Source organism: Sphingobium sp. GW456-12-10-14-TSB1 (assembly GCF_059424385.1).
In genome coordinates this window covers 1,656,384-1,681,699 of sequence record NZ_JBWKZI010000001.1, presented here as the reverse complement: position 1 = coordinate 1,681,699, position 25,316 = coordinate 1,656,384, and the positions used below count along the sequence as shown (strand labels likewise).

At 67.1% G+C, this 25,316-nt stretch carries 30 protein-coding genes; 24 read left to right on the top strand and 6 right to left on the bottom strand.

Annotation, left to right across the window (positions count from 1 at the left end):
* Positions 1-120 precede the first annotated feature (120 nt).
* The 4 genes from AC07X9_RS08200 to AC07X9_RS08185 form a co-directional block, all read right to left on the bottom strand.
* Positions 121-1,047 (bottom strand): hypothetical protein, encoded by a 927-nt coding sequence (locus AC07X9_RS08200; protein ID WP_017183679.1) that lies wholly within the window; start codon positions 1,045-1,047, stop codon positions 121-123.
* 89 nt (positions 1,048-1,136) lie between these two features.
* Positions 1,137-2,336 carry a methionine adenosyltransferase gene (gene metK, locus AC07X9_RS08195; protein ID WP_017183680.1) on the bottom strand — a complete coding sequence of 400 codons (1,200 nt, stop codon included), beginning with the start codon at positions 2,334-2,336 and terminating at the stop codon, positions 1,137-1,139.
* Between the two features lie 57 nt (positions 2,337-2,393).
* The gene (lnt, locus tag AC07X9_RS08190) at positions 2,394-4,049 is read right to left on the bottom strand and encodes an apolipoprotein N-acyltransferase (RefSeq protein ID WP_140159582.1); all 1,656 of its coding nucleotides are present in this window, start codon (positions 4,047-4,049) and stop codon (positions 2,394-2,396) included.
* A gap of 1 nt (position 4,050) precedes the next feature.
* Entirely contained in the window at positions 4,051-4,686 is a 636-nt protein-coding gene (locus AC07X9_RS08185; protein ID WP_017184525.1) for a YqaA family protein, read from the bottom strand.
* Positions 4,687-4,824: 138 nt separating this feature from the next.
* Between AC07X9_RS08185 and AC07X9_RS08180 the strand changes: the two genes are divergently transcribed.
* The 5 genes from AC07X9_RS08180 to AC07X9_RS08160 all read left to right on the top strand — a co-directional run bounded on the left by AC07X9_RS08180 (position 4,825) and on the right by AC07X9_RS08160 (position 8,810).
* Complete coding sequence (locus AC07X9_RS08180; RefSeq protein ID WP_017184524.1) at positions 4,825-5,067, top strand: reeler domain-containing protein; 243 nt, start codon at positions 4,825-4,827, stop codon at positions 5,065-5,067.
* A 206-nt stretch (positions 5,068-5,273) separates the two neighbouring features.
* Positions 5,274-5,999, top strand: a complete 726-nt coding sequence (locus AC07X9_RS08175; protein ID WP_017184523.1) for a hypothetical protein — start codon at positions 5,274-5,276, stop codon at positions 5,997-5,999.
* A gap of 75 nt (positions 6,000-6,074) precedes the next feature.
* Complete coding sequence (locus AC07X9_RS08170; protein ID WP_017184522.1) at positions 6,075-6,725, top strand: glutathione S-transferase family protein; 651 nt, start codon at positions 6,075-6,077, stop codon at positions 6,723-6,725.
* A 159-nt stretch (positions 6,726-6,884) separates the two neighbouring features.
* Positions 6,885-7,424 carry a hypothetical protein gene (locus AC07X9_RS08165; RefSeq protein WP_017184521.1) on the top strand — a complete coding sequence of 180 codons (540 nt, stop codon included), beginning with the start codon at positions 6,885-6,887 and terminating at the stop codon, positions 7,422-7,424.
* Positions 7,425-7,487: 63 nt separating this feature from the next.
* On the top strand, positions 7,488-8,810 hold the full coding sequence (locus AC07X9_RS08160) for a M28 family peptidase (protein ID WP_026002652.1): 1,323 nt from the start codon (positions 7,488-7,490) through the stop codon (positions 8,808-8,810).
* A 65-nt stretch (positions 8,811-8,875) separates the two neighbouring features.
* On the opposite strand, the gene AC07X9_RS08155 is transcribed toward AC07X9_RS08160, so the two are convergent.
* Entirely contained in the window at positions 8,876-9,418 is a 543-nt protein-coding gene (locus AC07X9_RS08155; protein ID WP_026002651.1) for a winged helix DNA-binding protein, read from the bottom strand.
* 215 nt (positions 9,419-9,633) lie between these two features.
* Between AC07X9_RS08155 and AC07X9_RS08150 the strand changes: the two genes are divergently transcribed.
* From AC07X9_RS08150 to gp17, 10 genes are all read left to right on the top strand, one after another.
* Entirely contained in the window at positions 9,634-10,899 is a 1,266-nt protein-coding gene (locus AC07X9_RS08150) for a DNA-packaging protein (protein ID WP_086012019.1), read from the top strand.
* 62 nt (positions 10,900-10,961) lie between these two features.
* On the top strand, positions 10,962-11,300 hold the full coding sequence (locus tag AC07X9_RS08145; protein ID WP_017184517.1) for a hypothetical protein: 339 nt from the start codon (positions 10,962-10,964) through the stop codon (positions 11,298-11,300).
* Between the two features lie 297 nt (positions 11,301-11,597).
* On the top strand, positions 11,598-12,719 hold the full coding sequence (locus tag AC07X9_RS08140; RefSeq protein ID WP_026002650.1) for a phage portal protein: 1,122 nt from the start codon (positions 11,598-11,600) through the stop codon (positions 12,717-12,719).
* A gap of 61 nt (positions 12,720-12,780) precedes the next feature.
* Complete coding sequence (locus AC07X9_RS08135) at positions 12,781-13,101, top strand: DUF6127 family protein (protein WP_017184515.1); 321 nt, start codon at positions 12,781-12,783, stop codon at positions 13,099-13,101.
* Positions 13,102-13,268: 167 nt separating this feature from the next.
* Positions 13,269-13,706: an HK97 family phage prohead protease gene (locus AC07X9_RS08130; protein ID WP_017184514.1), complete on the top strand. Its 438-nt coding sequence runs from the start codon at positions 13,269-13,271 to the stop codon at positions 13,704-13,706.
* Positions 13,707-13,820: 114 nt separating this feature from the next.
* Positions 13,821-14,951 (top strand): phage major capsid protein, encoded by a 1,131-nt coding sequence (locus AC07X9_RS08125; RefSeq protein WP_017184513.1) that lies wholly within the window; start codon positions 13,821-13,823, stop codon positions 14,949-14,951.
* Positions 14,952-15,098: 147 nt separating this feature from the next.
* Entirely contained in the window at positions 15,099-15,377 is a 279-nt protein-coding gene (locus tag AC07X9_RS08120; RefSeq protein WP_017184512.1) for a phage fiber-tail adaptor protein, read from the top strand.
* A complete protein-coding gene (locus AC07X9_RS08115) occupies positions 15,377-15,913 on the top strand; it encodes a head-tail connector protein (RefSeq protein WP_026002648.1) in 537 nt (178 codons plus the stop codon). Before AC07X9_RS08120 ends, AC07X9_RS08115 begins: the two co-directional genes overlap by 1 nt.
* Entirely contained in the window at positions 15,889-16,101 is a 213-nt protein-coding gene (locus AC07X9_RS08110) for a hypothetical protein (protein WP_026002647.1), read from the top strand. The genes AC07X9_RS08115 and AC07X9_RS08110 overlap by 25 nt, the downstream gene beginning before the upstream one ends.
* Entirely contained in the window at positions 16,098-16,499 is a 402-nt protein-coding gene (gp17, locus tag AC07X9_RS08105) for a tail completion protein gp17 (protein ID WP_017184509.1), read from the top strand. Before AC07X9_RS08110 ends, gp17 begins: the two co-directional genes overlap by 4 nt.
* 256 nt (positions 16,500-16,755) lie before the next feature.
* On the opposite strand, the gene AC07X9_RS08100 is transcribed toward gp17, so the two are convergent.
* Positions 16,756-17,085: a hypothetical protein gene (locus AC07X9_RS08100; protein WP_017184508.1), complete on the bottom strand. Its 330-nt coding sequence runs from the start codon at positions 17,083-17,085 to the stop codon at positions 16,756-16,758.
* A gap of 54 nt (positions 17,086-17,139) precedes the next feature.
* Between AC07X9_RS08100 and AC07X9_RS08095 the strand changes: the two genes are divergently transcribed.
* The 9 genes from AC07X9_RS08095 (at position 17,140) to AC07X9_RS08055 (ending at position 25,164) form a co-directional block, all read left to right on the top strand.
* The gene (locus AC07X9_RS08095; RefSeq protein ID WP_017184507.1) at positions 17,140-17,547 is read left to right on the top strand and encodes a phage major tail protein, TP901-1 family; all 408 of its coding nucleotides are present in this window, start codon (positions 17,140-17,142) and stop codon (positions 17,545-17,547) included.
* The gene (locus AC07X9_RS08090; RefSeq protein WP_017184506.1) at positions 17,544-17,867 is read left to right on the top strand and encodes a gene transfer agent family protein; all 324 of its coding nucleotides are present in this window, start codon (positions 17,544-17,546) and stop codon (positions 17,865-17,867) included. The genes AC07X9_RS08095 and AC07X9_RS08090 overlap by 4 nt, the downstream gene beginning before the upstream one ends.
* Positions 17,864-18,061 (top strand): phage tail assembly chaperone, encoded by a 198-nt coding sequence (locus AC07X9_RS08085; RefSeq protein ID WP_017184505.1) that lies wholly within the window; start codon positions 17,864-17,866, stop codon positions 18,059-18,061. The genes AC07X9_RS08090 and AC07X9_RS08085 overlap by 4 nt, the downstream gene beginning before the upstream one ends.
* Positions 18,062-18,314: 253 nt before the next feature.
* Positions 18,315-18,869 (top strand): hypothetical protein, encoded by a 555-nt coding sequence (locus AC07X9_RS08080; RefSeq protein ID WP_017184504.1) that lies wholly within the window; start codon positions 18,315-18,317, stop codon positions 18,867-18,869.
* Positions 18,869-21,217 carry a DUF2460 domain-containing protein gene (locus AC07X9_RS08075; protein ID WP_017184503.1) on the top strand — a complete coding sequence of 783 codons (2,349 nt, stop codon included), beginning with the start codon at positions 18,869-18,871 and terminating at the stop codon, positions 21,215-21,217. The genes AC07X9_RS08080 and AC07X9_RS08075 overlap by 1 nt, the downstream gene beginning before the upstream one ends.
* A complete protein-coding gene (locus tag AC07X9_RS08070) occupies positions 21,208-22,035 on the top strand; it encodes a phage/gene transfer agent baseplate hub protein (RefSeq protein ID WP_037515197.1) in 828 nt (275 codons plus the stop codon). The genes AC07X9_RS08075 and AC07X9_RS08070 overlap by 10 nt, the downstream gene beginning before the upstream one ends.
* Entirely contained in the window at positions 22,032-22,397 is a 366-nt protein-coding gene (locus tag AC07X9_RS08065) for an NlpC/P60 family protein (RefSeq protein WP_017184501.1), read from the top strand. Before AC07X9_RS08070 ends, AC07X9_RS08065 begins: the two co-directional genes overlap by 4 nt.
* Before the next feature lie 47 nt (positions 22,398-22,444).
* Entirely contained in the window at positions 22,445-24,634 is a 2,190-nt protein-coding gene (locus AC07X9_RS08060; RefSeq protein WP_026002645.1) for a phage tail protein, read from the top strand.
* A gap of 32 nt (positions 24,635-24,666) precedes the next feature.
* Positions 24,667-25,164: a DUF2793 domain-containing protein gene (locus AC07X9_RS08055; RefSeq protein ID WP_017184499.1), complete on the top strand. Its 498-nt coding sequence runs from the start codon at positions 24,667-24,669 to the stop codon at positions 25,162-25,164.
* Positions 25,165-25,316 lie beyond the last annotated feature (152 nt).

The window sequence follows — 25,316 nt, the reverse complement described above, 5'->3', positions numbered from 1 at the left end:
TAACAAGCGTTTGCCCGGCGGGACGGGGTGCCAGGGACAAGTGGGACGACGGCTCTGTAAAAGGAGGGAGGCGCAGAAGGGTATGGCGGATTGTGGCAAGGCGACGGAAGGCAATCGGGGCTAGCGACAGGGCTTGCCTTCATATTCGCGCCGGTTGGGGACATAGGCCTTGCCGTTCCAGCGAACGACCGGAAAGCAGAAGCCCGGTCCGCCGATGGCAATGTCCGGCCAGCCGCCGACGCCTTTGCTTTTCAGGAATTCCGGAATGCCCGTGCTGTTGACCACCAGTTTCCAGCTGCCGTCGGCCTGCTGGCTGACGAGCCAGAAGGCCATGCCGGTATTGCCATAGCAATAGCTGCCGCCTTCGGTGACGACCGCTTCGGGGCGGCCATCGCCGTTGAGGTCAGTGCGTTTTTCGATTGTGCCGGGGGAATAGCTGATCGTGCCCGGATCATCGCAACCGCTGCGCCATTGATTGCCGCGCCGGGTGAAGCCGGCGGCGCGGAATATGGCGGCATCGCCCGATGGCGCGGCGGTCGTAGTGGTGGCGGGGGCAGGGGCGGGCTTCGGGGCTGTCGACGGCGCGATGGCGGCGGCTTTGTCCTTCCCCCCGGCTATGACATAGAGGCTGCCATTATAGCGCAGCGGATCGGTACGCCCGCCATGGGTCCATTCCAGATCCAGCCACCCGCCGGTGCGTGTGGGGAGTGCGCGGACGGTGCCATTGCCCGCCACCAGCTTGCGCCAGCGGCCATCGGCGCCCTTGGCCGCGATGCCGAAGGTGGCCTTTTCGGGCGCGGCGCATGCCGAGTGATGGAGGAAGAGGGCTTCGGCTTTCCTGTCGCCATTCATGTCGATGAAGCGGATGCTGGGCCGGGCCGGTGCGCCGCAGGCGTCGGTCGGCTGGTCATTGACGATCGGAAAACCGCCCGCTGCATAAAGCTGCGCGGCTTCGGCCTTGCTGATGGCGGGGGCCGGCTTTGTCTGGGCCGTGGCCGATGTCGCGAGCGTCAGTGCCAGCAAGGCACCGGATCGACGATAAGCCATATGCGCACCCCCATGGTCAGCCTGTCCGAGTCGTTTCGGTACGGGCTTATACCATGAAGGGCGCGCGAGGCGGTGTCAGTATATGGGCGTCAGGCCAGAGCGGCCTTGAGCGCGTCCACCAGATCGGTCTTTTCCCAGGGGAAATAGTCACCTTCGGGCGTGCGGCCGAAATGGCCGTAGGCGGCGGTTTTCTGGTAGATGGGCTTGTTGAGGCCGAGATGGGTGCGGATGCCCTTGGGCGTCAGGCGCACCAGCGTTGGCAGGGCCGCTTCGATCGCCGAGGCTTCGACGGTGCCGGTGCCGTGCAGGTCGACGTAGAGCGAAAGCGGTTCGGCGACGCCGATGGCGTAGGAAAGCTGGATCGTGCAGCGGCGGGCGAGCCCGGCGGCGACGATATTCTTGGCGAGGTAGCGGGTGATGTACGCAGCCGAGCGGTCGACCTTGGTCGGGTCTTTGCCGCTGAACGCGCCGCCGCCATGGGGCGACGCGCCGCCATAGGTGTCGACGATGATCTTGCGGCCAGTCAGGCCAGCGTCGCCATCCGGCCCGCCGATTTCGAACAGGCCGGTCGGGTTGACGTAAATCGCTTCTTCGCCGGGCATCCAGCCTTCGGGCAGGATGTCGGCCATGACGCCCTTCACATAGTCGCGCAGCCTGGCGCGGCTTTCATCATTGTCCATGCCCGCGGCATGCTGGGTCGATACGACCAGAGCAGTCGCGCGGACCGGCTTTTCATTGATATATTCGAGCGTGACCTGGCTCTTGGCGTCGGGTTCGAGGAAGTCGACGACCTGCGCGTGGCGGTCGGCGGCCATGCGTTCGAGAATCTTGTGGCTGTAATAGAGGGTGGCGGGCATGAGGTCGGGCGTTTCGTCCGACGCATAGCCGAACATGATGCCCTGATCGCCAGCGCCTTCATCCTTGTTGCCGCTTTCATCGACGCCCTGCGCGATGTGGGCGGACTGGCCGTGGAGATTATTTTCGAAGCGGAAGGTCTGCCAGTGGAAGCCGTCCTGCTCATAGCCGATGCGCTTGACCGTGGCGCGGACGGTGGCTTCGATCTCTTCCTGCGCGCCCGGTGCCCAGGCGCCATTTTCATAGACGCCCTTGCAGCGGATTTCGCCGGCCAGGACGACCAGCTGGGTCGTGGTCAGGGTTTCGCAGGCGATGCGGGCTTCGGGGTCTTTCGACAGGAAGAGGTCGACGATGGCGTCGGAAATCTGGTCTGCAACCTTGTCGGGATGGCCTTCGGACACGGATTCCGAGGTGAAGAGGAATTGGTTACGCATGGGACTCCCGTAAACGGCTGAACCGGAAAACGATATAAAGAATAGTTTATGTGGCTATTAGCTTTTGCTGCGCCGCATGGCAATGGCCAGTCCGGCGAGCAGCAGCATGAGGGCGAAGGGCGCCCAGTTGCCGACCCGTGCGAAGAGGGTAGGGGCAAGCGGCGGGGGCAGGCCGGAATCGAGGAAACCGGCGCGGTTGAGGCCCAGCGCATGGACGACATGGCCGCGCGCGTCGATGATCGCGGAGACGCCGGTGGGGGTGGAGCGGATGATCGGGATGCCCTCCTCCAGCGCGCGGAGGCGGGCTTGCGCCAGATGCTGGACCGGACCCCAGCTGCCGAACCAGGCGTCGTTGGAGGGGTTGAAGAGAAAATCGGGGCGGTTGGCGCGGTCGATCACCTGACCCGAAAAGATGATCTCATAGCAGATCTGCACCCCCATTTTGAGGTCGGGACGACCAAGCGTCGCGGGCAGCGGGAGGCTTTGCGGACCGGGACCGGGCCAGAAATCGGCATCGCCCGGTACGAGGCGCGAGAGGCCGATCGGTTCGAGGATGTTCCGCATCGGCAGATATTCGCCATAGGGGACGAGATGCGCCTTGCTGTAGCGGCCAAGCAGGCGGGCGTCGGGGGTGACGATCCAGACACTGTTGTTTGCGCCCGCCAGCTTTTGCGTGATCACGCCATTTTCCTCGACCGGCTCGAAATAGACCTTGTCCGCGCCGGTCATCAGCAGGTCGCCGGGGCCAAGCAGGCTGGCGAGGCGGGCGCGCCAGCCCGGTTCCATGTCGAGATAGGCGGGGATGGCGGCTTCGGGCCAGAAGATGAGGCGCGGGGCGGGCCGAGGCTGGCCGGAGAGGGCGGCAAGCTTGCGGAAATTGGCGACTTCGTTTTCGACCGAATATTTCTGGTCCTGGCCGATATTGGGCTGGACGACGCGGACGCGCGGCGCGCCGGGGGGCGTGACCGGGGCGGGGGCGAGATGGCCCCAGAGTGCAAGGAGGAGAAGCGGGGCAGCGATCGCGGCGGCCGGGCGGTAGTGGCGCTGGAACGCAAGAAGCAGCGCGCCCGCCGCGAGGATGGTGAGGGCGCTCAGCCCATAGGTGCCGATCAGGGTGGCGGCGATGGCGATGCCGGTGGGGAGCAGGGTGACGCCGAGCGGGTTCCAGGCGAAGCCGGTGAAAGCCCAGGCGCGCAGATATTCCGTGCCCAGCCAGAAGGCGGCGAAGAGGAGGAGGGGGGGCAGTGCCATCCATCCTCCCCTTGCAGGGGAGGTGGCATCGCGTCGCGATGACGGAGGGGTGTCGCCCTCACGATAGGGTGACACCCCTCCACCACTTCGTGGTCCCCCTCCCCTTGCAGGGGAGGAATGAGAAAGCCACCATGTCCCCAGCGTCGCGAGGCCGGGATAGACCGCCAGATAGAGCGACAGCAGCAGCACCGCGCCATAGCCGAACCAGTGCGGCATCATGTCCTGAAAGGTGAAGGCGTGGGCGATCCAGTTGAGGCCGAGGGTGAAATGGCCAAGCCCGAAGAGCCAGCCGCGGGTGAAGGCGGCGCGGCGGTCCGGGGCGTGCTGGATCAGGAGGATCAGCGCGACCAGGCAGGCGAGCGTTACCGGCCAGAGATTGAGGGGAGCAAAGCCGGTGGCGGAGGCGAACCCCGCCAGCAGCGCCGCGACTTTGGGATGGCGAGCGAAGGCTTGCTTCAGCACGTCAGCGGATCGATTCCATCGTTGCGGCGCTGCAACTGTCGCTCTTGCCGGGGCCGCCGGTCAGCATGGACGCGGCGATGAAGCCGCCGACGATGAGGACAAGGAACAGGCCCGACAGGAGGGCCAGATATTTTTCGATGAACGCCTTGATCGGGCGGCCGAATTTCCAGAACAGGAAGCCGACCAGCATGAATTGAAAAGCGCGGCTGAGCAGGCTGGCCCAGATGAAGGTGAAGAGCGGCAGGCCGATGAAGCCCGCCGTGATCGTGATCAGTTTGAACGGGATCGGCGTCGCGCCCTTGATCAGGATGATTTCCGCCCCGAATTCACGCAGATAGCAGGCCGCTACCGGGAATTTGGCCGCAAGGCCGAGCGCGGCGAGCAATTGCTGGCCGACCGTTTCATAGAGGAAATAGCCGATCGCATAGCCCATCAGTCCGCCCAGCACGGATGCCAGGGTGCAGATGAAGCCGAATCGCAGCGCGCGTTCCGGGCGGGCGAGGCACATGAGGCCGAGCAGCGGATGCGGCGGGATGGGAAAGAAGCTGGATTCCATGAAGCTGAAGGCGAACAGCCAGCGTTCGGCGTGGCGGTGGGCGGCTTTCGCCAGCATCCATTGGTAAAGCCTGGTCAGCATCGGGGCCGACCCCTAGCCGAGATGATGGCCGGTCGCCAGCGCCTTTTGCTAGCCGGGCGACAGGTGAAGGCGCGGGGATCGCGGCGCTTGATCGGCTGACGTGCTTGGCGATAGGATTGGCCGCCAGAGGAGAGACAGATGCAAGGCATGGGTGAGGGCGGTTGCCCGTTTGAATTCAATACCGATCCGGCGACATTCAAGGTCGGCGATAGCGTGAGCTATCGCGTGACCGGGAGCCTGGAGGGCTTTCCCTTCGCGGGCGTACTGCTGGAGGTGCATGATGATCATGTCGTGCTGACCAGCGATGTCGACGACAAGGCCAGCCGGATGCGCGCGACGCGGGAGAGCAGGCCCGTGGTCCAGGAAGCGGATGTGTGTTGAGGGCGTGTCGGTTTGATCATGCACGAGAGGGAGCATTTTTGAGGCTGCACCGGCCCTAAGGTGCGAAGGCATATTCGCTCAGTCTGACGCGACGGCGTTGACGGGACGGCGACGTCTGGGCATGAGCCATCATTAGTCCTGTTCGGTCGGCGCGTTTGACAGTTTCAACCATATCCTGGGCCAGAGTGCGGCAACGCGCGGGCGGCATGGCGTTTGCGCTGGTGCTGAACGCTATCCTGCTGCTTGCGCTGTTCACGCTGGCCCCCAAGCCCGAACCCAAAAGGGTGGACGACCGGATGCCGGTGACGTTCGACGTCGAGACCGGGCAGAAGGCGGAGACGGAGCAGAAGCGCGCGCCCAAGGCGGAGCGGCGCGAGAAGGAGGATGCGGCAGCGCCCAAACAGGCCGAGGCGGTGGTGCGGCCCCCCGTGCCGGTCGCCAAGCCCGCCGAAGATCCGCCATCGCCCTTCCCCTTCCTGACGCTGGATCGGGAGCAGATGGCGTCAGCCGATATTGGCCGCATGCCCAAGGCGGCGAAAGGGGCGAGCGCGGCGGGGCAGGGCAACAGCGCCGCGGTTGCGGGACCGGGCGAGGGGCCGGGCGGCGTGCAATTGTTCAACGCCGAATGGTATCGGCGGCCCACCGATGCGGAGCTTTCCCCGTTCCTGCCCGCCAATGCGCCGCCCAATGGGTGGGGTATGGTCGCGTGCAAGACGGTCGATCATTATCATGTCGATAATTGCCAGACGCTGGGCGAATCGCCGCTGGGTTCAGGCTTTGCCCGCGCGGTGCGGCTGGCGGCGTGGCAGTTTCTGGTGCTGCCGCCGCGCGAGAATGGCAAGGTGCTGGTCGGCAGTTGGGTGCGGATACGGATAGATTATACGCGGTCGGTGGCGCGTGCCGGGGGTGGCGCTGGCGCGGGCGGCGAGTGAGCGCCTGCATTAAATAGTTGCATTCTGATACTGTTTCGGCATTTTGCGATCCGGAACAGGACAAGGAGAGATTGCATGATCATCCATGGTGCGCGGCCTTCGCCTTTTGTGCGCAAGGTTATCGTCTTTGCAGCGGAGAAGGGGATTGCGGCAGAGGTAGAGGCGGCCGGTTTCGGGCGCGGGGCGGAAGGCTATCTGAAGGGGTCGCCGTTCGGCAAGATTCCGGCACTGGAAGATGGCGATTTCCTGCTATGCGATTCGAGCGCGATCATAACCTATATGGATGCCCTGCGCCCCGGCGAGGAGATGATCCCGGCAGAACCGAAGGCGCGGGCGCGCACGATATGGTTCGAGGAATTTGGCGACACGATCGTCCAGCCGGCGGGGCAGAAGATATTTTTCAACCGGGTCGTGGCGAAGGCGATGAAGGTGCCGCAGGATCTGGCGGCGGCGGACAAGGCCGAGGCGGAGGAAATGCCGCGCATCTACGACTATCTGGAAGGGGTTTTGCCCGATAGCGGCTGGCTGGTCGAGGATCGTTTCACCCTGGCCGATCTGGCGGCGGCCTGTCCGATCATCAATATAGGCTATTGTTCGGACCAGCTGGCGACGGGGCGTTGGCCGAAGGTCGCGGCGTGGATCGAGGCGGTGAAGGCGTGGCCCAGCGTGGCGGAGGCGCTGGTGCTGGAGGCGCCGATAGTGGAAGGGATGATCGCCAAAAACTAACCCATATGGAACATTCTTCTTGACAGCGTCACGCTGTTCTGGCAGAGATGGCCATAGTGGAAAAATGTGAGTCGCCAACGGGGCGACGCAAAAAGGGGCTGATCCGGACGGGTCGGCCCCTTTTGCGTTGGCCAGGGCGCAGGCGGGGAAGGGACGAGCATGGCGGACGGGATGGAGGCGCAGGTGCTGGAACCGGCGCGCCGCAAGATGGCGGGCGCAGAGCGCGCGCAAATGCGCCGTCCGCGCAAGGATGGATGGACCAGGGAGCAGGAGCGGCTGTTCCTGCAGACATTGGCGATGACCTGCAACACCAGCGAGGCGGCGCGGGTGGCGGGCGTGTGCCGGACCAGCGCCTATGACCGCAGGCAGCGCAACCGGCGCTTTGCCGCCGACTGGGAGCGGGCGATGGATATTGGCTATGCCGAGATCGAGGCGATGCTGATGCGCGAAGCCCTGTTCGGCAGCGAGAGCGAGGAAATCCTGCTGGACGGCGAGGGGAGCGTGAAGAGCCGCAAGATCAAGCGCGGGTATGACCTGAAACTGGCGCTGCAACTGCTGACCCGGCATCGCGACCGGGTGCTGGCCTATCGCACGAGCGCGGCGGCGCAGAAGGAGCGGCCCGACAGCCCGGCGGTGGTACGACGGGTGCGGCGTATGGTGGAAGAGGTCGAACGGATGAGGGCGGCGACGGGGACGTGATGCGTGAGGGCGAACCGGCTTCGTCTCTTTACACTTGTCCGATTGGCGATAGACCTGTGGGTCATGAGAAAATTGATCCTGCTCGCTGCTGCTTCGGCGCTTTCGACTTCGCTTCTGGCTTCGCCCGCGCTGGCGGAGGGGAAGGCGCCTGATCCGGCGCGGTTGAAGGCGACGGTGGAGAAGCTGGTGAGTTTCGGGACGCGGCATACGCTGTCTTCGGCGACCGATCCCAAGCGCGGGATTGGGGCGGCGCGGGCCTGGGCGGCGGCGGAGTTTGCGCGGATTTCCAGGGGGTGCGGCGGTTGCCTGAAGGTTGAGAGCGTGTCGGAGCGCTTCACTGCGCCGCGCGTGCCCGATGGCGCGGATATTGTCGATGTGCTGGCGATCCAGACCGGGACGGGCGATCCCAATCAGGTGGTGATCGTCGCGGGGCATATCGACAGCCGGGTCAGCGACGTGATGGACTTCACCAGCGATGCGCCGGGCGCGAACGACAATGGATCGGGCAGCGCGCTGGTGATCGAGGCGGCACGGGTGCTGGCAGGCGAAAAATTCGACGGGACGATCGTGTACGCGCTGCTGTCCGGCGAGGAGCAGGGGTTACTGGGCGGCAAATTGCTGGCGAACACGGCCAAGGCGCGCGGCTGGCAGGTGCGGGCGATGCTGAACAACGATATTGTCGGCAACACGACCGGGCTGAACGGCCAGATCGTGGCGGACCGGGTGCGGGTATTTTCCGAAGGGATACGATCGTCCGAGGATGGCAAGGCGGGGCTGACCCGGCGCGGCATCGGCGGCGAGGATGACGGGCCGTCGCGGGCGCTGGCCAAGGCGATCGACGGGATTGCGGAGGCCAATCCGCAGATCGGGCTGGACGTGTTTGCGGTGCGGCGGCCCGACCGTTTCGGGCGCGGTGGCGATCATACCCCGTTGCTGGAGGCGGGCTATCCGGCGGTGCGTTTTTCGGTGGGGATCGAGAATTACGACCGGCAGCATCAGGACCTGCGGGTCGAGGGCGGGCGCGACTATGGCGACACGGTTGTCGGCATGGATTTTCCCTATCTGGCGAAGGTGACGGCGCTGAATGTCGCGGCGTTGCGTGTTCTGGCAAGCGCGCCTGCGGCACCGGCGAGCGTGTCGCTGGATGGCGCGCTGTCGATGGATACGCGGGTGTTCTGGGACGCGGTGCCGGGGGCGGCGTCCTATCGCGTCTATTGGCGGCGGGCGGATGCGCAGGACTGGACGGATAGCCGGCTGGTGACCGGGGCGACCGAATTGCTGCTGAAAGATGTGGTGGTGGACGATCATTTCATCGGCGTGGCAGCCGTGGCCAAGGATGGAAGCGAGAGCATCGTGACGTTCGGCGGGATGGCGCCGCGCAAATAGGGGCGCGCCTGTCGCCGCCCCTGTAAGAAAAGTCCATGTGTGTGCGTGTTTGGTCGGCGAGCGGCTTAATGAAGGGGCGGTTCGACGCAGAAGCTGACGATGAGGTCTCTCATGATTTCCAGCGTCTCCGGCGTAGCTTCTATGACGCATTTGCGAGAATCGTGCCGGTCTTCGCGCCGCTGAATTTTGCCGTCCCGTTCAAGCCTGCTGAGGTGACGCAGTGCCGTCGTCATCGGTGAGCCGCTGGCGTAACATAAGGATGTGACGCATGACGTGCGATATTCCGTCGCATCCGTGACAAGAGCGAGCAGCATGTTCCAGCCAGGGTCCGATATGGGATAATGCAACGCTTCCCCACGACGCAGCGAGGATTTATGAAAAGTGCGGGCAATTTGCCCTATTTCGGCAGTCAAGACCTGCGGGTGGATGGCAGGGTCAGCGTCCGGTGCGACAGTCGCGTGCGCACGAATCATGGTTGAAAGGTCTGCTATGGCCTTTTTGCTGATCCCAAGCAGGATCATGTGGCGTTCAATCTCTCCTATCCGGTCAACCATCAGTTGTACCTCTTCATTGCTGTTCTGCTGGTGAAGTGAAGGATTCTGACGCATTTTCGTCTGTTCGAAAATGCCTCCGGGCGATCAAATCGGTTAAATATGATCCGATATGGAGTTTCTTCCGGGCACGCCCCGGCGAGAGCATCGTGACGTTCGGCGGGATGGCGCCGCGCAAATAGGGGCGCGCCTGTCGCCGCCCCGGCAAGGGGAGGGCGATGGAGACTTCGCATGACGAATGGCTGGACCAGCAAGAGCAGACGCAGGCGAGGATGTTGCGGCGGCTGAAGGAGGCTGGCCGCGAACGTATGAGCCGCGAATGGGACTGGCTGGCGCGGCCAGGGCAGAAGGCGCCGGGGGGCGATTGGCGTATCTGGCTGATGATGGCCGGGCGCGGTTTTGGCAAGACGCGGGCCGGGGCCGAATGGGTGCGGGGCATTGCGGAGGCCCAACCCGGCGCGCGGATCGCGCTGGTCGGTGCGACGCTGGGCGAGGCGCGGCGGGTGATGGTGGAAGGGGCTTCCGGGTTGCTGGCGATCGCGCCCTGGTGGTGCCGTCCGGTCTTTGCCCCGGCGCTGCGCAAGCTGACATGGCCCAATGGCGCGGTGGCGACCCTGTTCGGCGCGGCGGAGCCGGAAAGTCTGCGCGGGCCGCAGTTCAGCCATGGCTGGGCCGACGAGATCGCCAAATGGCCCTTAGCGCTGGGCGCCTGGGATAATCTGATGATGGCGATGCGGCTGGGGAAAAGCCCGCGCGTCATGGCGACGACGACGCCGCGCCCGGTGGCGCTGGTGCGGCGGCTGGTGGCGGACGGGGATGTCATCGTCACGCGGGGCCGGACGGCGGACAATCGCGCGAACCTGGCCGAGGGCTTCGTCGAGGCGATGGAGCGCAGCTATGGCGGCACGCGGCTGGGGCGGCAGGAACTGGACGGCGAGCTGATCGAGGAGGTGGAGGGTGCGCTCTGGTCGCGCGACCTGATCGAACGATGCCGGGTGGCGCATGTGCCGGGCGCAGGCGACGGGGCGGCGCTGCATCGGGTGGTGGTGGCGGTCGATCCGCCTGCGTCCGCCCATGGCGATGCGTGCGGGATCGTGGTGGCGGGCGTGGGCGGTGACGGGCGCGCCTATGTGATTGCCGATGCGAGCGTCGAGGGCTGCTCACCCGAACAATGGGCGCGCGCGGTGGCTGCGGCTGCGCTGGTGCATGGCGCTGACAAGGTGGTGGCCGAAGCGAATAATGGCGGGGCGATGGTGGAAAGCGTGCTGCGCGCGGCGGACGCCATGCTGCCGGTGAAGCTGGTCCATGCCTCGCGCGGCAAAGTGGCGCGGGCCGAACCCGTGGCGGCCCTGTACGAAGCCGGGCGGGTGGCGCATCGCGGGGCGTTCGCGCGGCTGGAGGATGAGATGTGCGGCTTGCTGGCCGGGGGCGGCTATGTGGGGCCGGGACGATCGCCCGATCGCGCCGACGCGCTGGTATGGGCGCTGACCGAACTGATGCTGGGGCGGCGGGGCGAGGCGCGGGTGCGGGGGTTGTGAGGGGAACCCCGTGGTGCCGTCGGTCGTTTCGGGAGCATCGGATTTGAAGTGGAGATTTGGCGATGAAGATGGTGACGATGCTCGGCGCGCTGGTCGGGGCGACGCTGGTGGCTACCCCGGTGATGGCGGTGACGCTGAGCGCGAAGGAGCGGGCGCGGGTGGCGAGGGCGGCACCGCGCGATCGCGACGATGTGCGCTATTGCCTGATCCAGGGGAAGAAAGGGCGCGACAAGGGCACCGTGATCGGCGCGGCTGGCGGTGCTGGCGTCGGGCTGGTCGCCGGTGGTGGCCTGGGCGAGACGCTGCTGGGCGCGGGCGCCGGGGCGCTGGCGGGCCGGGTGATCGGCAAGAGCGAGGGGACGAACTCGACCTGCGACCGGGTGTTGCGGCGTAATCCTTGATCTAGCGAGGGTAGCTCGACCTTGACCCGTTCGGGTCTGGTTAGGTTGAGAAACGGCGGCGTGCGGTTTCTCGACTTCGCTCGAAACGAACGGAGGTTGGGGGAGCAAACGAAAGCCTTAATGGTTTGACTTGAGGGTGGGGCGGTCTCCCTCTCGCAGCTTCGGCAGGCGGCTTTGCTGCCAGCCTTCGCTTTAGGTTTAGGGCGATTTCCGAATCATCGGAATTCTATCTGATTGGCAATCGCTTTGGCCCTCTCCCCGTCGGGGTGAGGGTTTTTTGTTGTGCGGGAGGAAAGCATGAAATTCTTTGGGATGAAGGCCGCGCAGGCGGATGCGCGGCCGGTGCTGGCGCGCGCCTGGGGGACGGGTGCGGTGGCGCTGGGCGAGTGGCCCGCCAGCTATGAGGCGCAGGTGCGTGGCGGCGTGATCGGCAATCCGGTGGCGCAGCGGGCGATGCGGCTGGTGTCGGAAGGGGCGGGGGCGACTGCGCTGAAAGCCTCTGGCGTGGAGGATGGGGCGCGGGTGCTGGCGCTGGTGGCGCGGGCTTCGGCGGGGCAGGGGCTGGTGGAAGCGCTGGCCTGCCACCTGTTGCTGCATGGCAATGCCTATGTGCAGGTGATCGGCGGGGCGGACGGGATGCCCGCCGAATTGTTCGCGCTGCGCCCTGAGCGGGTGTCGGTGGAAGCCGATGCGCGGGGGTGGCCCGCGGCCTATCTCTATCGGGTCGGGGAGAGCGTGACGCGCCTGTCGCCCGAAGATGGCGCGGGGCGGACCACGGTGCTGCATCTCAAAAGCCTGCATCCGCTGGACGATCATTATGGATTGGGCTGTGTCGGCGCGGCGGCGGGGGCGGTGGCGATCCACAATAGCGCGACGGTGTGGAACAAGGCGCTGCTGGACAATGCGGCGCGGCCCAGCGGGGCGATGGTTTATGATCCGGGGGACGGATCGGTCATGGCGCCCGACCAGTATGAGCGGGTCAAGCGCGAGATGGAGATCGCCTTTGCGGGCGCGGCCAATGCCGGGCGGCCCATGCTGCTGGAGGGTGGGCTGAGCTGGAAGGCGCTGAGCCTGACCCCGGCGGAGATGGACTTTGTGGGGCTGAAGGCGGCGGCGGCGCGGGAGATTGCGCTGGCCTTTGGCGTGCCGCCGATGCTGATGGGGCTGCCCGGCGACAATAGCTACGCCAATTATCGCGAGGCGAACAAGGCGCTGTGGCGGCAGACGATATTGCCGCTGGTGAACAAGATCGGCGCGGGGCTGGGGCAGGGGCTGAGCGGCTGGTGGCCGGGGCTGCGGATCGAGCCGGACCTGGATGGCATCGCGGCGCTGAGCGACGAGCGGGCGGCGCTGTGGGAGCGGGTGGCGGGGGCGGATTTCCTGTCGGCGGAGGAGAAGAAGGGGCTGTTGGGGTTGTGAGGGGGGCTGGGGTTCCCCCGCTCCCAACTGCGCCAAGGGGGCGAGGGGCTTGGAGGGCGTGATGAAACAGGATGGCGAGATGCTGGCGCGGTTGGTGGCGCAGGCGGAAGGTGGGCCGGGGGCGATGGACATGGTGATGATCCGGGCGCTGGTGGAGGAAGCGAGCGAGCTGGGCGCGGGGCGGGCGCTGGAGCGGCTGGGGCTGGCCGACCGGCGGGCGGAGGGCGATGTGCGCGAGCTGCGCGAACTGCTGCGCGCCTGGCGCGACGCGAAGAAGGCGGCGCGCGGGGCGGTGATCGGCTGGCTGGTGCGGATCGCGCTGGCGCTGGTGCTGCTGGGGATTGCGGTCAAGACCGGGCTGGTCGGGTTGGTCAGAACGTGAGCGGCGATGGGGCGCCTGTTCCGTTCGGGCTGAGCGAAGTCGAAGCCCTTGGCCGAGTGGAGCGAGGTCAGAAGCCTTCGACAAGCGCAGGCAAGCCCCCTTCGACTGCCCGCCTGCGGCAGGCGCTCAGGACAGGCTTCGACAGGCTCGGGGCGAACGGAGATTATATGGTTCAAGACGTGCGCTTTGCCGGTTATGCGGCGATTTTCGACCGGGTGGACCGGGGCGGGGATGTGGTGCGGGCGGGGGCGTTCGGTGGCGTGCGGGCGACGGGGGTGCCGTTGCTGTGGCAGCATGGGCCGGGTCAGGTGATCGGCGCGATCGAGCGGCTGGAGGAGGATGCGCGCGGGTTGCGGGTGATCGGCCGGGTGTCGGCGCGGACGGCGGCCGGGCGAGAGGCGGCGGCAGGGCTGAAGGCCGGGGCGCTGGATGGGCTGTCGTTCGGGTATCGCGTGCGGGAGGCGCGCGGGGCGGGACCGCGCGAATTGCTGGCGTTGGAGCTGGTGGAGGTGAGTCTGGTGACGCATCCGATGCAGGATCGGGCGCGGGTGCATAAGGTGGAGGGGTTTACGCCAACGCGCGCCCCCTCATCCAACTGCGCCTAGCCAGCAAGCTGGCAAGGCTTCGTATCCTTCTCCCCCGTGGGGAGAAGGTTTGTTTTTTTAGGGGCGGTCCCATCCGGGGCCGCCCTTTTTTGTGTTTTCTAGCGGGAGAATGACATGACGGACGGCGTGACGGATGCTCTGGAGGGGAGCTTTGATGTGGTGCTTCAGGGGGAGCGGATTGCGGCTTTGGAGGCGGATTTGAGCGCGATGCGGGTGGCGATGCAGCGGCCTGCATTGGATGGTGTGAAGGGCGGGGCGCCAGGAAATTTTGGTGATCCGGCGCGCGCGGCTTTTGTCGATCGTTACCTGCGGCAGGGGCAGGAAGCGGGGGTGGAGCTGAAGAGCTTTTCCGGGGCTAGCGGTGCGACGGGTGGTTATGCGGTGCCGCGCGAGATTGATCAGCTGATCGATGCGACGCTCAAAAGCATTTCGCCCGTTCGCGCCATTGCCAATGTCGTGCGGACCGGGACGGCGGGCTATCGCAAGCTGGTGAGTGCGGGCGGGATCGTGTCGGGTTGGGCCAGTGAGACGGGGGCGCGGGGCGAGACGGGGACGCCAAGCTTCAATGAGATCGCGCCGCCATCGGGCGAGTTGTTCGCCAATCCGGCGGCGAGCCAGGCGATGCTGGACGATGCGCAGTTCGATGTCGAAGGCTGGCTGGCGGGCGAGATTGCCCGTGAATTTGCCGTGGCGGAGGGCGCGGCCTTCATCACCGGCAATGGCACGAACAAGCCCAAGGGCTTCCTGACCTATACGACGACCAATGAGGCGGACAGCGTGCGGGCGTTCGGATCGCTGCAATATGTCGCGTCGGGCGCGGCGGGGGCTTTTGCCGCGTCCAACCCGCAGGACAGGTTGATCGACCTGGTGCAGAGCCTGCGCGCGCCCTACCGGCAGGGGGCGAGCTTCGTCATGAACAGCGCGACGCTGAGCGCCATTCGCAAGATGAAAACCAGCGATGGCGCATTTTTGTGGCAGCCGTCGATGAGCGCTGGCCAGCCCGCGACGCTGCTGGGCTATCCGGTGGTCGAGGCCGAGGATATGCCGGACATCAGCGCGGGCAGCCTGTCGATCGCGTTCGGCAATTTCCAGGCGGGCTATGTGATTGCCGAGCGCAGCGACACCAGCATCCTGCGCGATCCGTTCAGCAACAAGCCGTTCGTGCATTTCTACGCGGTCAAGCGGATCGGCGGGGCCGTGGCGAATTCGGAAGCGATCAAATTGATGAAGTTTGCGGCTTCGTGACGGGCGAGGGGGTGGTTCCCCCTCTTCCAACTTCGCCTAACCCGCTGCGCGGGTAAGGCTGCGTATCGTTCTCCCCCAAGGGGAGAAGGTTTTTAGGGGGGAGGCGTTTGGCCTTCCCCCTTTTTTGTTTGGGGGGAGCAAGCGGCGATGAGCCTGTATCTGAAGGATGCCGACAGCAGCATCGATCATGGGATCGACTGGTCCGCCCATCTGGCGGGGCAGAGCATCGTCGCCAGCCTGTGGAGCGTGGCGCCGGTCGAAGCGGGCGGATTGAGCGTGGAAGCTTCCGCGTTCGAAGGCTTGCGGACCAGCGCGCGGGTGAGCGGCGGGCTGATCGGGCGGCTCTATCGACTGACGAACCGGATCACTTTGTCCGACGGGCAGGTGGACGCGCGGTCGGTGACATTTCGGGTGGAGGAATGCTGATGCTGGCGCAGGATGAGAGCGGGACGCTGGCGGCGTCGCTGGCCGAGCTGAAGGCCTATTTGCGGATCGAGACGAGTGGCGAGGACGGGGTGCTGGCCGGGTTGCTGCGCAGCGCGTCGGCCCTGTGCGAGCAGTTTGTCGGGCAGTGGCTGATCGTGCGGGGCGCGCAGGAGATGGTGGCGGGGGACGGGAGCTGGCAGCGGCTGACGGCGCGGCCCGTGGTGGGAATCGAGAGCGTCGAGGCGGTGGAGGCGGACGGCATGGCGGTCGCCCTGCCGGTCGATGGCTATGCGATCGACATCGATGCGACCGGCGAGGGGTGGGTGCGATCGACGCGCGCGGGCGACGGGCGGCGATTGCTGGTGCGCTATTCGGCGGGCATGGCGAGCGAGATGAACGGCCTGCCCGAAGCATTGCGGCAGGGGATCGTGCGGCTGGCGGCGGAGCATTTTTCCGCGCGCGGGACGGAAGGGGCCGCGCCCCCCGCCGTGGTGAGCGCGCTGTGGCGGCCATGGCGGCGGATGCGGTTGCGATGAGGGCGGCGCTGGCGCGGATGGTGGCGCAGCGGGCGGCGCGGCGACGGGCGGCGGTCGCGGTGGCGCTGGATGAGGCGGGGCTGGACGTCAGCATCGAGGGCGAACTGGTGCGGGCGTCCGGGCGCGGCCTGGTGGCGCGCTGGTGGCGGGATCTGGCGCTGCGGGAAGCGGGGAGGGGCGGACTATGAGCGCTGAAGTGGCGGTGCGCGCGGCGGTGATCGATGCGTTGCGGGCGGACACGCTGTTGATGGACGGGCTGAACGGCCTGTTCGACGGTGATCCGGTGCGGGCCAGCCAGCCCTATGGCGTGGTGGGCGAGTGCATCGGCGCGGACTGGGGCGGCAAGGATGTGGCGGGGCGCGAGTTGCGGCTGACCATCGGCCTGCATGACGGTGGCGAGACGCCGGCGCGGCTGGCGGGGATGATCGCGCGGATCGACCCGGTGCTGGCGGGCGTGGCGGTGCGCGATGGGTGGCGGGTGATCACGGCGCGGCTGGTGCGGTCACGGGTGGCGCGGGTTGCGCGGCAGGGCGGGGGCTGGTCGGCGGTCGTGGATTATCGGTTGCGGGCGGTGTGGGAGGGGTAGCGCGCGCGATGCCGCGAACGCCGTGCCCCCTCTCAACTGCGGCTAGGCAGCAAGCTGCCAAGCCTTCGTATCTCTCCCCGGTGGGGAGAGAGGGGGTTGAGGTTGATCTGTTCTGAAAATCCTCCCCTGCAAGGGGAGGTGGCTGGCCGAAGGCCAGACGGAGGGGTGTCGCCCTGACGATAGCGGGATACCCCTCCGTCATCGCTACGCGCTGACACCTGGATTGGGGCGGCGTGCAATCCTGGCCGACTGCGCGTCAGCCCGGCGCGTTGTAATCCTCATATTCGCTGGTGATCTTGTCGACATATTCCGAAATCTGGTCGTCGGCGTCGGCCTGTGCTGCTTTTTCGGACATGCCGTCAGCCTTGTCCGCCGCGACGATCGCGGTGCGGAAGGCGGTTTCCTTGGCGGCGCAGGTCTTTTTCATGTCGGCCTGAAAATCGCCCAGCGTCAGCTTCTTTTCCAGGCCGGGCTGAATCTGGGCCGACAGGCATTGCGAATAGGCCTTGCGACCCATGCCGACAGGATCGGCGGGGGCGGCGGCTGCGGTTGTGACCAGCAACATAAGCGGTGCGATGAAGATCATTGAGACTCTCCTTAACCAGCGTTTTGCACGCTTTATCGGAAGAAAGGATGCGCCATGGGCGTCGAAAAGGGAAGTGCGTTTCTGTTGAAGGTTGGTGATGGCAACATTCCGGCAACATATGCCACGGTCGCGGGGATGCGCACTACGCAATTGTCCGTGAATGGCGAGGCGGTGAACATTACGTCCAAGGATTCGGGCGGATGGCGCGAATTGCTGTCGGGCGCGGGGGTGCGATCGGTCAGCGTGTCGGCGGCGGGGCTGTTCACCGGATCGGCGGCGGAGGTGGCAATCCGCAACCATGCGCTGTCCGGCACGATCGAGGATTATGAACTGAGTTTCGAAAGCGGCGAGCGGATGCGCGGGCGCTTTCTGGTGACGCGGCTCGACTATGCCGGGGACTATAATGGCGAGCGCAATTATGCGCTGAGCCTGGAAAGCTCCGGCGCGGTGGTGTCGGAATGAGCAGGGCTAAGGCGGAGCGCCCAAATCCGGAACGGGGCGAGGCGGCGCTGGCGATTGGCGGCGACATGCTGGCGTTGCGGCCGAGTTTTGCGGCGCTGGTGGCGGCGGAGGCGGAACTGGGGCCGCTGTTCGCGCTGGTGGAGCGGGCGGCGGATGGCAAGCTGTCGCTGGGCGATCTGGTGGCGTTGTTCTGGCATTGCCTGGTCGATCGCGACCGGATGGATCGCGATACGCTGGGCGAGGCGATCCTGGCGGTGGGACTCGCCAAGGTGACGCCGGTGCTCAAGGCCATTTTGCAGCAGATATTGGCGGGCAAATGACGCGCTTTGCGCAAGGGGCGGCGCGGCTGGCCGGGGTGGCCGGGTGGCTGCTGGGCTGGCGGCCCGATGAATTCTGGCGCGCGACGCCCGCTGAACTGGCGGCGGTGCTGGCGGCCGCGCGCGGGGACGAGGCGGTCGATGCGGGGGTGGATGGGCGTGAGCTGAAGCGGTTGATGGGGGCGATGCCGGACTAGCAGCGCGGCGTGCTCTCGCCTGCGCGGGAGCACTGGCGAGAGGGCGGGACTGGGCTCCCGCCTGCGCGGGAGCACTGGGTTCAGGTGGCGGGGGCGATGCCGGATTGACCCATTTGCCGTTCGGCCCTTCGACAAGCTCAGGAGAGCGAAGTCGAAGCCGACCACTGAGCCGCAGGCGAAGTGCCTTCGCTCTGCTCAGGCTGGCCCTTCGACTTCGCTCAGGGCGAACGGAAATTGAAAGGGAGTGACCCGGATGGACGAGGAAATCGAGACGCTGGTGGTGCGGGTTCGGGCCGATACGCAGGGGTTGAGCCGGGACGTGGAGGCGATGCGGGCGGGGATTGAGGGGCCGCTGGGCGACGGGGCGGAGCGGGCCGGGCGAAGGATCGAGCAAGGGCTGTTGCGCGCGGTGCGGACGGGCAAGTTCGGTTTTGAGGATTTGCGGCGGATCGCCCTGTCCGTGCTGGACGAGATTGCGGGCAGCGCGTTGCGCGGGGCGATGGGCGGCAGTGGTGGCGGCGCTGGCGGGCTTGTCAATCTGGGTGCGTCGCTGCTGACGTCGGCATTGGGGCTGCCGGGACGGGCGACCGGCGGGCCGGTGGCGCCGGGGCGGGCCTATATGGTCGGCGAGCGCGGGCCGGAAATGTTCGTGCCGACGAGCAGCGGGCAAGTGGTGGCGCATGGCGGCGGCGCGCGCGATGTGCGGGTGAGCATTGCGGTGAATGGTCGCGGGCAGGAGAGCGAGGCGCGGCTGCTGGCGCGAAGCGCGCGGCAGGTGGCGCGGGCGGTGAAGGGGGCGCTGGGCTGATGGGGAAGCTGGACTATTGGCTGGCGGATGCGCGGCGGGGGCAGGAGACGCGCTGGATGAAGCGCTTTGCGCCGAGCCACTGGACCGTCAATTTTCCGCGCCCGATGATGGCGAGCGTGGTCACGACCGGGGCGGATGCCTTGCGGGTGGATGCGACCTTTTACGGGTCGGGCGATCTGGCGGGGCTGATCTGGGAGGCGGTGGACGGGTGGAGCCATCCCCTGCTGGCCTATGAGACGGCGCGGGATTTCAGGGCATGCGTGCTGCGGTTCCGGTGGCGGAGCGGCGGCCTGCGCACGCTGGACGAGACGCATGGGCCGACGCTGACGATCGAGGGGCGGGATGCGGCGGGCAATCCGCGCGCCTGGTATGTGCGGCTGTGGAATTATGCGAACGGTGGGCCGGAAGACGCGGTTATCACGCTGGATTTCGCGGCGCTGGAGGGCGGCTTCCTGTTGCCGGAGGAGGCCGATCCGGTGTGGGCGGGGGATGTGGACCGGATGTTCCTATCGCTGGTGCCGCCCGATTATGATGCGGGGGACACGCCCTTTGCCAGCGGGGTCGAGGGCTGGGCCGAACTGTCCGACATGGCGTGCGATGGGGCGGGTTCCGTGCTGGCGACAGGTGACATCATGGTGCCGGACCATGGGCTGGCGATGGCGACCGGCTATGACGACTGTTTCAACCAGACGCCCGAACGGGTGGTCGCGGCGATCCATGCGCTGGGCTATCGCGGGGCGATCAACCATTATGTGGGCATGAGCCATTATTTCCGGCTCGAACGGCCCGATCCTTCCAGCGCGGAGGGGCTGTACGTCAGTCTGACCGGCGGGGCGCTGAACGCGCCCTGCGCGGCATGGCACCGGGATTTTGCGCGCCGGGCGAAGGCGCTGGGCTTCGATGTCATCTGGTCGCTATCCTATGAACTGTTCGACGCGCATTGCTGGAACGACTGGAAGCAGCGGGCGGAGAATGGCGACCCGGCGCTGACCGGCTGGGTGCCGCCATCGACTTTGCTGTCGCCCGCGCATGGCGGAGCGATGGGATATGTGCAGGCCGTCGCAAGCGCCTTTGTTTCCATTGGGTTGGAAGTCGGTCTGCCGATCCTGTTTCAGGTCGGTGAGCCATGGTGGTGGGTCGTGCCGGGCGACGGGCGGATATGCATTTATGACGATGCGGCGCGGGCGGCCTTTGGCGGCAGTCCGGTGTCGATTGCGAGCATCTGGACGCCGCTGGACGAGGCGCAATGCGCTTTGCTGGATCAGGCGGGGGCGGTGCTGGCGGCGTCCACCGCGGCCTTATGCGCGGCCGTAAAGGCGGTCGCGCCGGGGGCGGTGACGCATTTGCTGGCCTATCTGCCGACGATATTGGACCCGCGCGCGCCGCAGGCCAAACGGGCGAACATGCCGCTGGGCTGGGCCGCGCCAGCCTTCGACGTGCTGCAACTGGAAGATTATGACTGGGTGACGGAGGAGCGGCCGGGGCTGACGGCGCGGGGCATAGAGCTTGCGACGGCGCGGCTGGGCTATCCGATCGAGGAGCAGCATTATTTTTCGGGCTTCGTGCTGTTGCCCGAACAGGCGGGCCAGTGGCGCGCGATTGCGGCGGCGGCGCAGGCGTCGGTGGACCGGGGGACGGCAGCGACCTTCATCTGGGCGCTGCCCCAGGCGTGCCGCGATGGCTTTACCGCGTTCAGGATCAATGGAGAGGGTGCGATGCAAGCCTTTGACGATATTGTCTTTCCGCTGGGCATAGGGCGCGAGGCAAGCCTGTCGCCCGCCTTTTCGACGCAGATCGTCGAAAGCCCGTCGGGGCATGAACGGCGCAGCAGCGACTGGGCGGATGCGCGGCTGTCCTTCGACGCGGGACCGGGGGTGCGGTCCGAGGCGGACATAGCGACGCTGATCGGCTTTTTCCGGGCGCGCCGGGGCGCGGCGCGGGGGTTCCGGTTCAGCGATCCCTATGACGATCGCAGCGGCGCGCCGGGGCAGGCGCCGGGGCCGATCGACCAGAGGCTGGGCGTGGGGGACGGGGTGCAGGCCTCGTTCCAGCTGATGCGCTATTATGGCGCGGGCGAGGATGCGCAGGCGCGGATCATCACCCGGCCGGTCGCAGGGACGATCCGGGTCGCGGCCGATGGCGTGGAGCTGACCAGCGGGTGGAGCCATGCGGGAATGGGGATCATCGCCTTTGACGAGGCGCCGGCGGCGGGCGTGCTGCTGACCGCTGGCTTTCGCTTCGACGTGCCGGTGCGCTTTGCCGAGGACCGGCTGGACATCAACCGCGCGACCTTTGCCGCCGGGGAAGCGCCGTCGGTGCCGCTGGTGGAGATACGCGAATGGGCATGATCGAGGCGCTGGAGCAGCCGCTGGTCACGCTGGCCTTTTGCTGGCGGATCGAGCGGCGGGACGGGGTGACGATCGGGTTGACGAGCCATGATCGCGATCTGGCGATCGGCGGGCTGACCTATCGCGCCGCGCCGGGGATGACGCCATCGGCGATCCGCAGCGGCATCGGGCTGGAGGGCGAGGATAGCGATCTGGCGGGGGCGCTTTCCAGCGATGCGATCAGCGAGGCGGATTTGATGGCGGGGCGCTGGGATGGCGCGGCGCTGGAAGTGTGGCTGACGCAGTGGGGGGCTTTGGGGGAAGCGCCGGGCGACCTGTGGCTGTCGCTGGCGCGGGGCGAGATTGGCGCGGTGGCGCGCAAGGGGGCGGCGTTCAGCGCGGAACTGATCGGCGCGGCGGCGGTGCTGGGGGCGGCGGTTGCGCCATCGACATCGCCCGATTGTCGCGCGACCCTGGGCGACCGGGCGTGCCGGGTGGACATGGCGGCGCGGCGGCGGGTGGTGAGCGTGTCGGGTGTGGACGGGGCGGTGGTCGCCGCGACCGGGCTGACGCCCGGCGACTATGCGTTCGGGACGTTGCGCTGGCTGGGCGGGGCGAATGTCGGGCTGGTGCAGGCCGTGGCGGACAATGGGGCGGACGCGGTGACGCTGGCCGATCCGCCAGCCTTTGCGGTGGCGGCGGGGACATTGGCGTTGCTGACGGAGGGGTGCGACCGGCAGATGGCGACCTGCGCCGGGCGCTTTGGCAATGGCGTGAATTTCCGGGGCGAACCCTATCTGCCGGGGATGGATCTGCTGACCCGCTATCCCGGCGCATGAGCGTGGTGGCGCGTGCGCGGGCGCTGGTCGGCGTGCCGTTCCGCCTGCATGGGCGCAGCGAGAGCGGTCTGGATTGTGTCGGGCTGGTCGCGCTGGCGCTGGGGCGGAATGCGCCCTGCGCCTATGGTTTGCGCAGTGGCGATGCCGGGCGGGCCGAAGGCTGGCTGCGGGCGGCTGGGCTGGTGCCGGTAGCAGGCGGCGCGCCGGGCGATGTTGCGCTGGTGCGGCCCGGTCCCCTGCAATTGCATCTGATGATCTGTGTGCCGGGCGGGTTCGTCCATGCCCATGCCGGGTTGCGACGGGTGGTCGAGATGCCGGGGCCATCGCCCTGGCCGGTGACGGGTTGGTGGGCCTTGATATGAACGTGCGCCCGCCTGCGCGGGAGCAGGATGCGTTTGGGGAGATTTTTATGGCGACAGTGGTGCTGAGCGCGGTGGGCACGGTGATTGGCGGGCCGATCGGCGGGGCTGTCGGCGCGCTGATCGGCAATGCGATCGACCATGCGGTGCTCTTCAAGCCCAAGGGGCGGGAAGGGCCGCGCCTGAATGAATTGCAGGTGCAGACGTCGAGTTACGGGACACAGGTGCCGCGGCTGTTCGGCACGATGCGGGTGGCGGGAACGGTGATCTGGGCGACCGATCTGCGCGAAACGAAAAGCAAGAGCGGCGGCGGCAAGGGGCGGCCGAGCGTGACCAGCTACAGCTATTCGGCGAGTTTTGCAGTCGCCTTGTCGGCGCGGGCGATCGGGTCGATCGGGCGGATATGGGCCGATGGCAATTTGCTGCGCGGGGCGGCGGGGGATTTCAAGAGCGCGCTGTCGGCTTTCCGGGTGCATGACGGCGGGGCGGATCAGGCGGTCGATCCGCTGATCGCCGCGGCGCAAGGCGTGGCGGTGACCCCGGCCCATCGGGGCATGGCCTATGTCGTGTTCGAGGATCTGGCGCTGGAGGATTATGGCAATCGTATCCCGTCGCTGACGTTCGAGGTGGTAGCGGATGCGCAAGCCGTGGCGATCGAGGCGATCGCGGCGGCGGTGAGTGACGGGCGGATCGGCGGGGCCGGGCTGGCCAGTATCGAGGGCTATGCCGCGAGCGGGGCGGACGTGCGCGAGGCTATCGCGCCGCTGGTCGAGTCGCATGGGCTGGCGTTGCAGGGGTTGCGGCTGACGGCGGCGGGCGAGAGCGCGGACGAGATCGGCGCGGCGGCGCTGGCGGCGCGGGTCAATGGACGGAGGATCGACGCGGTGGAACATGCTGGCGGGGCAGCCGACGCTGTGCCGGTGGCATTGTCGCTGCGCCATTATGATGCGGCGCGCGATTATCAGGCAGGCGTGCAGCGCGTGACGCGGCCGGGGCCGGGGCGGGCCGAGCGCGGGATCGAGCTGCCCGCGGTTCTGGCGGCGGATGCGGCGCGGGAACTGGCGGGGGCGCGGCTGGCAAGCGGCTGGACCGGGCGGGCGACGATGGTGATGCGCTGTGGCTGGGCCGCGCTGGGGCTGGAACCGGGCGAGGTGGTGCGGGTGAGCGATGTACCGGGACTATGGCGGATTGAGGAGCGGGAATGGGAGGCGATGGCGGTGCGGCTGTCGCTGCGGCGGGTGCCGGGGGCTGGCGGGGTGATGCCAGGCGGCGCTTCGTCCGGCGCGATCGTGCGGCAGGTGGATGCGCCCCATGGCGTCACGAGCCTGATGCTGGCCGACCTGCCGCGACTGACCGAGGGCGTGGCCGATGCGCCGCTGGTGATCGCGGCGGCCAGTGGCGGGCCGGGGTGGCGCAGCGCGGCGCTGTTTGCGATGAGCGGAACGGGCGAGGCGATACCGATCGGCCGGAGCGCGCCGCGGGCGGTGATGGGCGTGGCGGATCATGCTCTGCCACCGGGCAGCGTGACGATGGTGGACGGGCGCAATGCGCTGGACGTGACATTGCTGGCTGCGGACATGGCATTGTTGTCTGCGGACGAGCAAGGGTTGGCGCAGGGGCGCAACCTGTGTCTGGTGGGGCGCGAACTGATCCAGTTCGGCGCGGCGGTGCAGAACGGCGAGGCGCGCTATCGCCTGAGCGATTTGCGCCGGGGGTTGCGCGGGACCGAATGGGCGATGGACGCGCATGTGGCGGGCGAACCGTTCCTGCTGATCGAGGAAGAGCGACTCGCCGATCCGCTCGCGATGCTGGGCGTGGCGGGCGAGATTGGCGGGACGGTGCAATTGTCGGCGATCGGGCTGGGCGATGTGGAGCCTGTGGTGGCCGGCGTCGCCATCACCGGCGAGGCGCTGATGCCGCCTGCGCCCGTGCATGTGCGGGCGCAGGCGGACGGTGGCGGCTGGCAGATCGGCTGGACGCGGCGCAGCCGGGCGGGATGGCGATGGAGCAGCGGGGGCGACGTGCCGCTGGGCGAGGAGAGCGAACGCTATGCCGTGCGGGTGCTGAAGGGCGATGTCGTGGTGCGCAGCGCCGAGACGATCGCGCCCGGCTGGACCTATGATGCGGCGATGATCGCTGTCGACAGCGGCGCGGGGCATGACGGCGCGCTGAGCGTGGAGGTGCGGCAGGTCGGCACTTTTGCGACCGGGCGGGCAGCGACGGTCGCCATCGCGATCTGACACGGAAATTCAAGCATAGGGGAGCAAGCGTGATGGACATGACGGCGCGATGGGCGATGCCGATGCTGTTTGCCGGGCAGGCGCAGAAGGAAGTTTTTCACAATGAAGCGCTGGCGCGGATCGACGCGCTGCTGCACGGCAGGGTAGAGAGTGCGGATGTCGCAACGCCGCCCGAAACGCCGACGATCGGGCAATGCTGGATCGTGGCGGCGGGCGCGACCGGGGCTTGGGCGGAGCAGGCGGGCTGCATCGCTTGCTGGAGCGAGGGCGGCTGGCGGTTCGTCGCGCCGCGTGCCGGTCTGTCGATGGATGTCGCGGACCGGGGGCATGCGCTTTTTCATGACGGCAGCCTTTGGCGCGACGCATTATTGCGGAGCGACGGGCTGTATCTGGACGGGCAGAAAGTGGTCGGCGCGCGGCAGGCCGCGATCGCGGCACCCACGGACGGGGCGACGATTGACGTTGAGGCGCGCACTACACTGGGTGCTGTCCTAGTTGCTTTAAGGACACATGGGCTGATCGAAAGCTGAGTTTGGCAGAATTTACTTTTTATTGTCATGACCTCTGGCTATTGGAGCGATAAACCTTGCGATTAGCCTCGTAGCTGGCGCTCCCAGGCGCTACTGCGTTATTTTTGCAACGGTTTCACTATTTGTGGACTTGCCATGAAACTTTCTTCCCG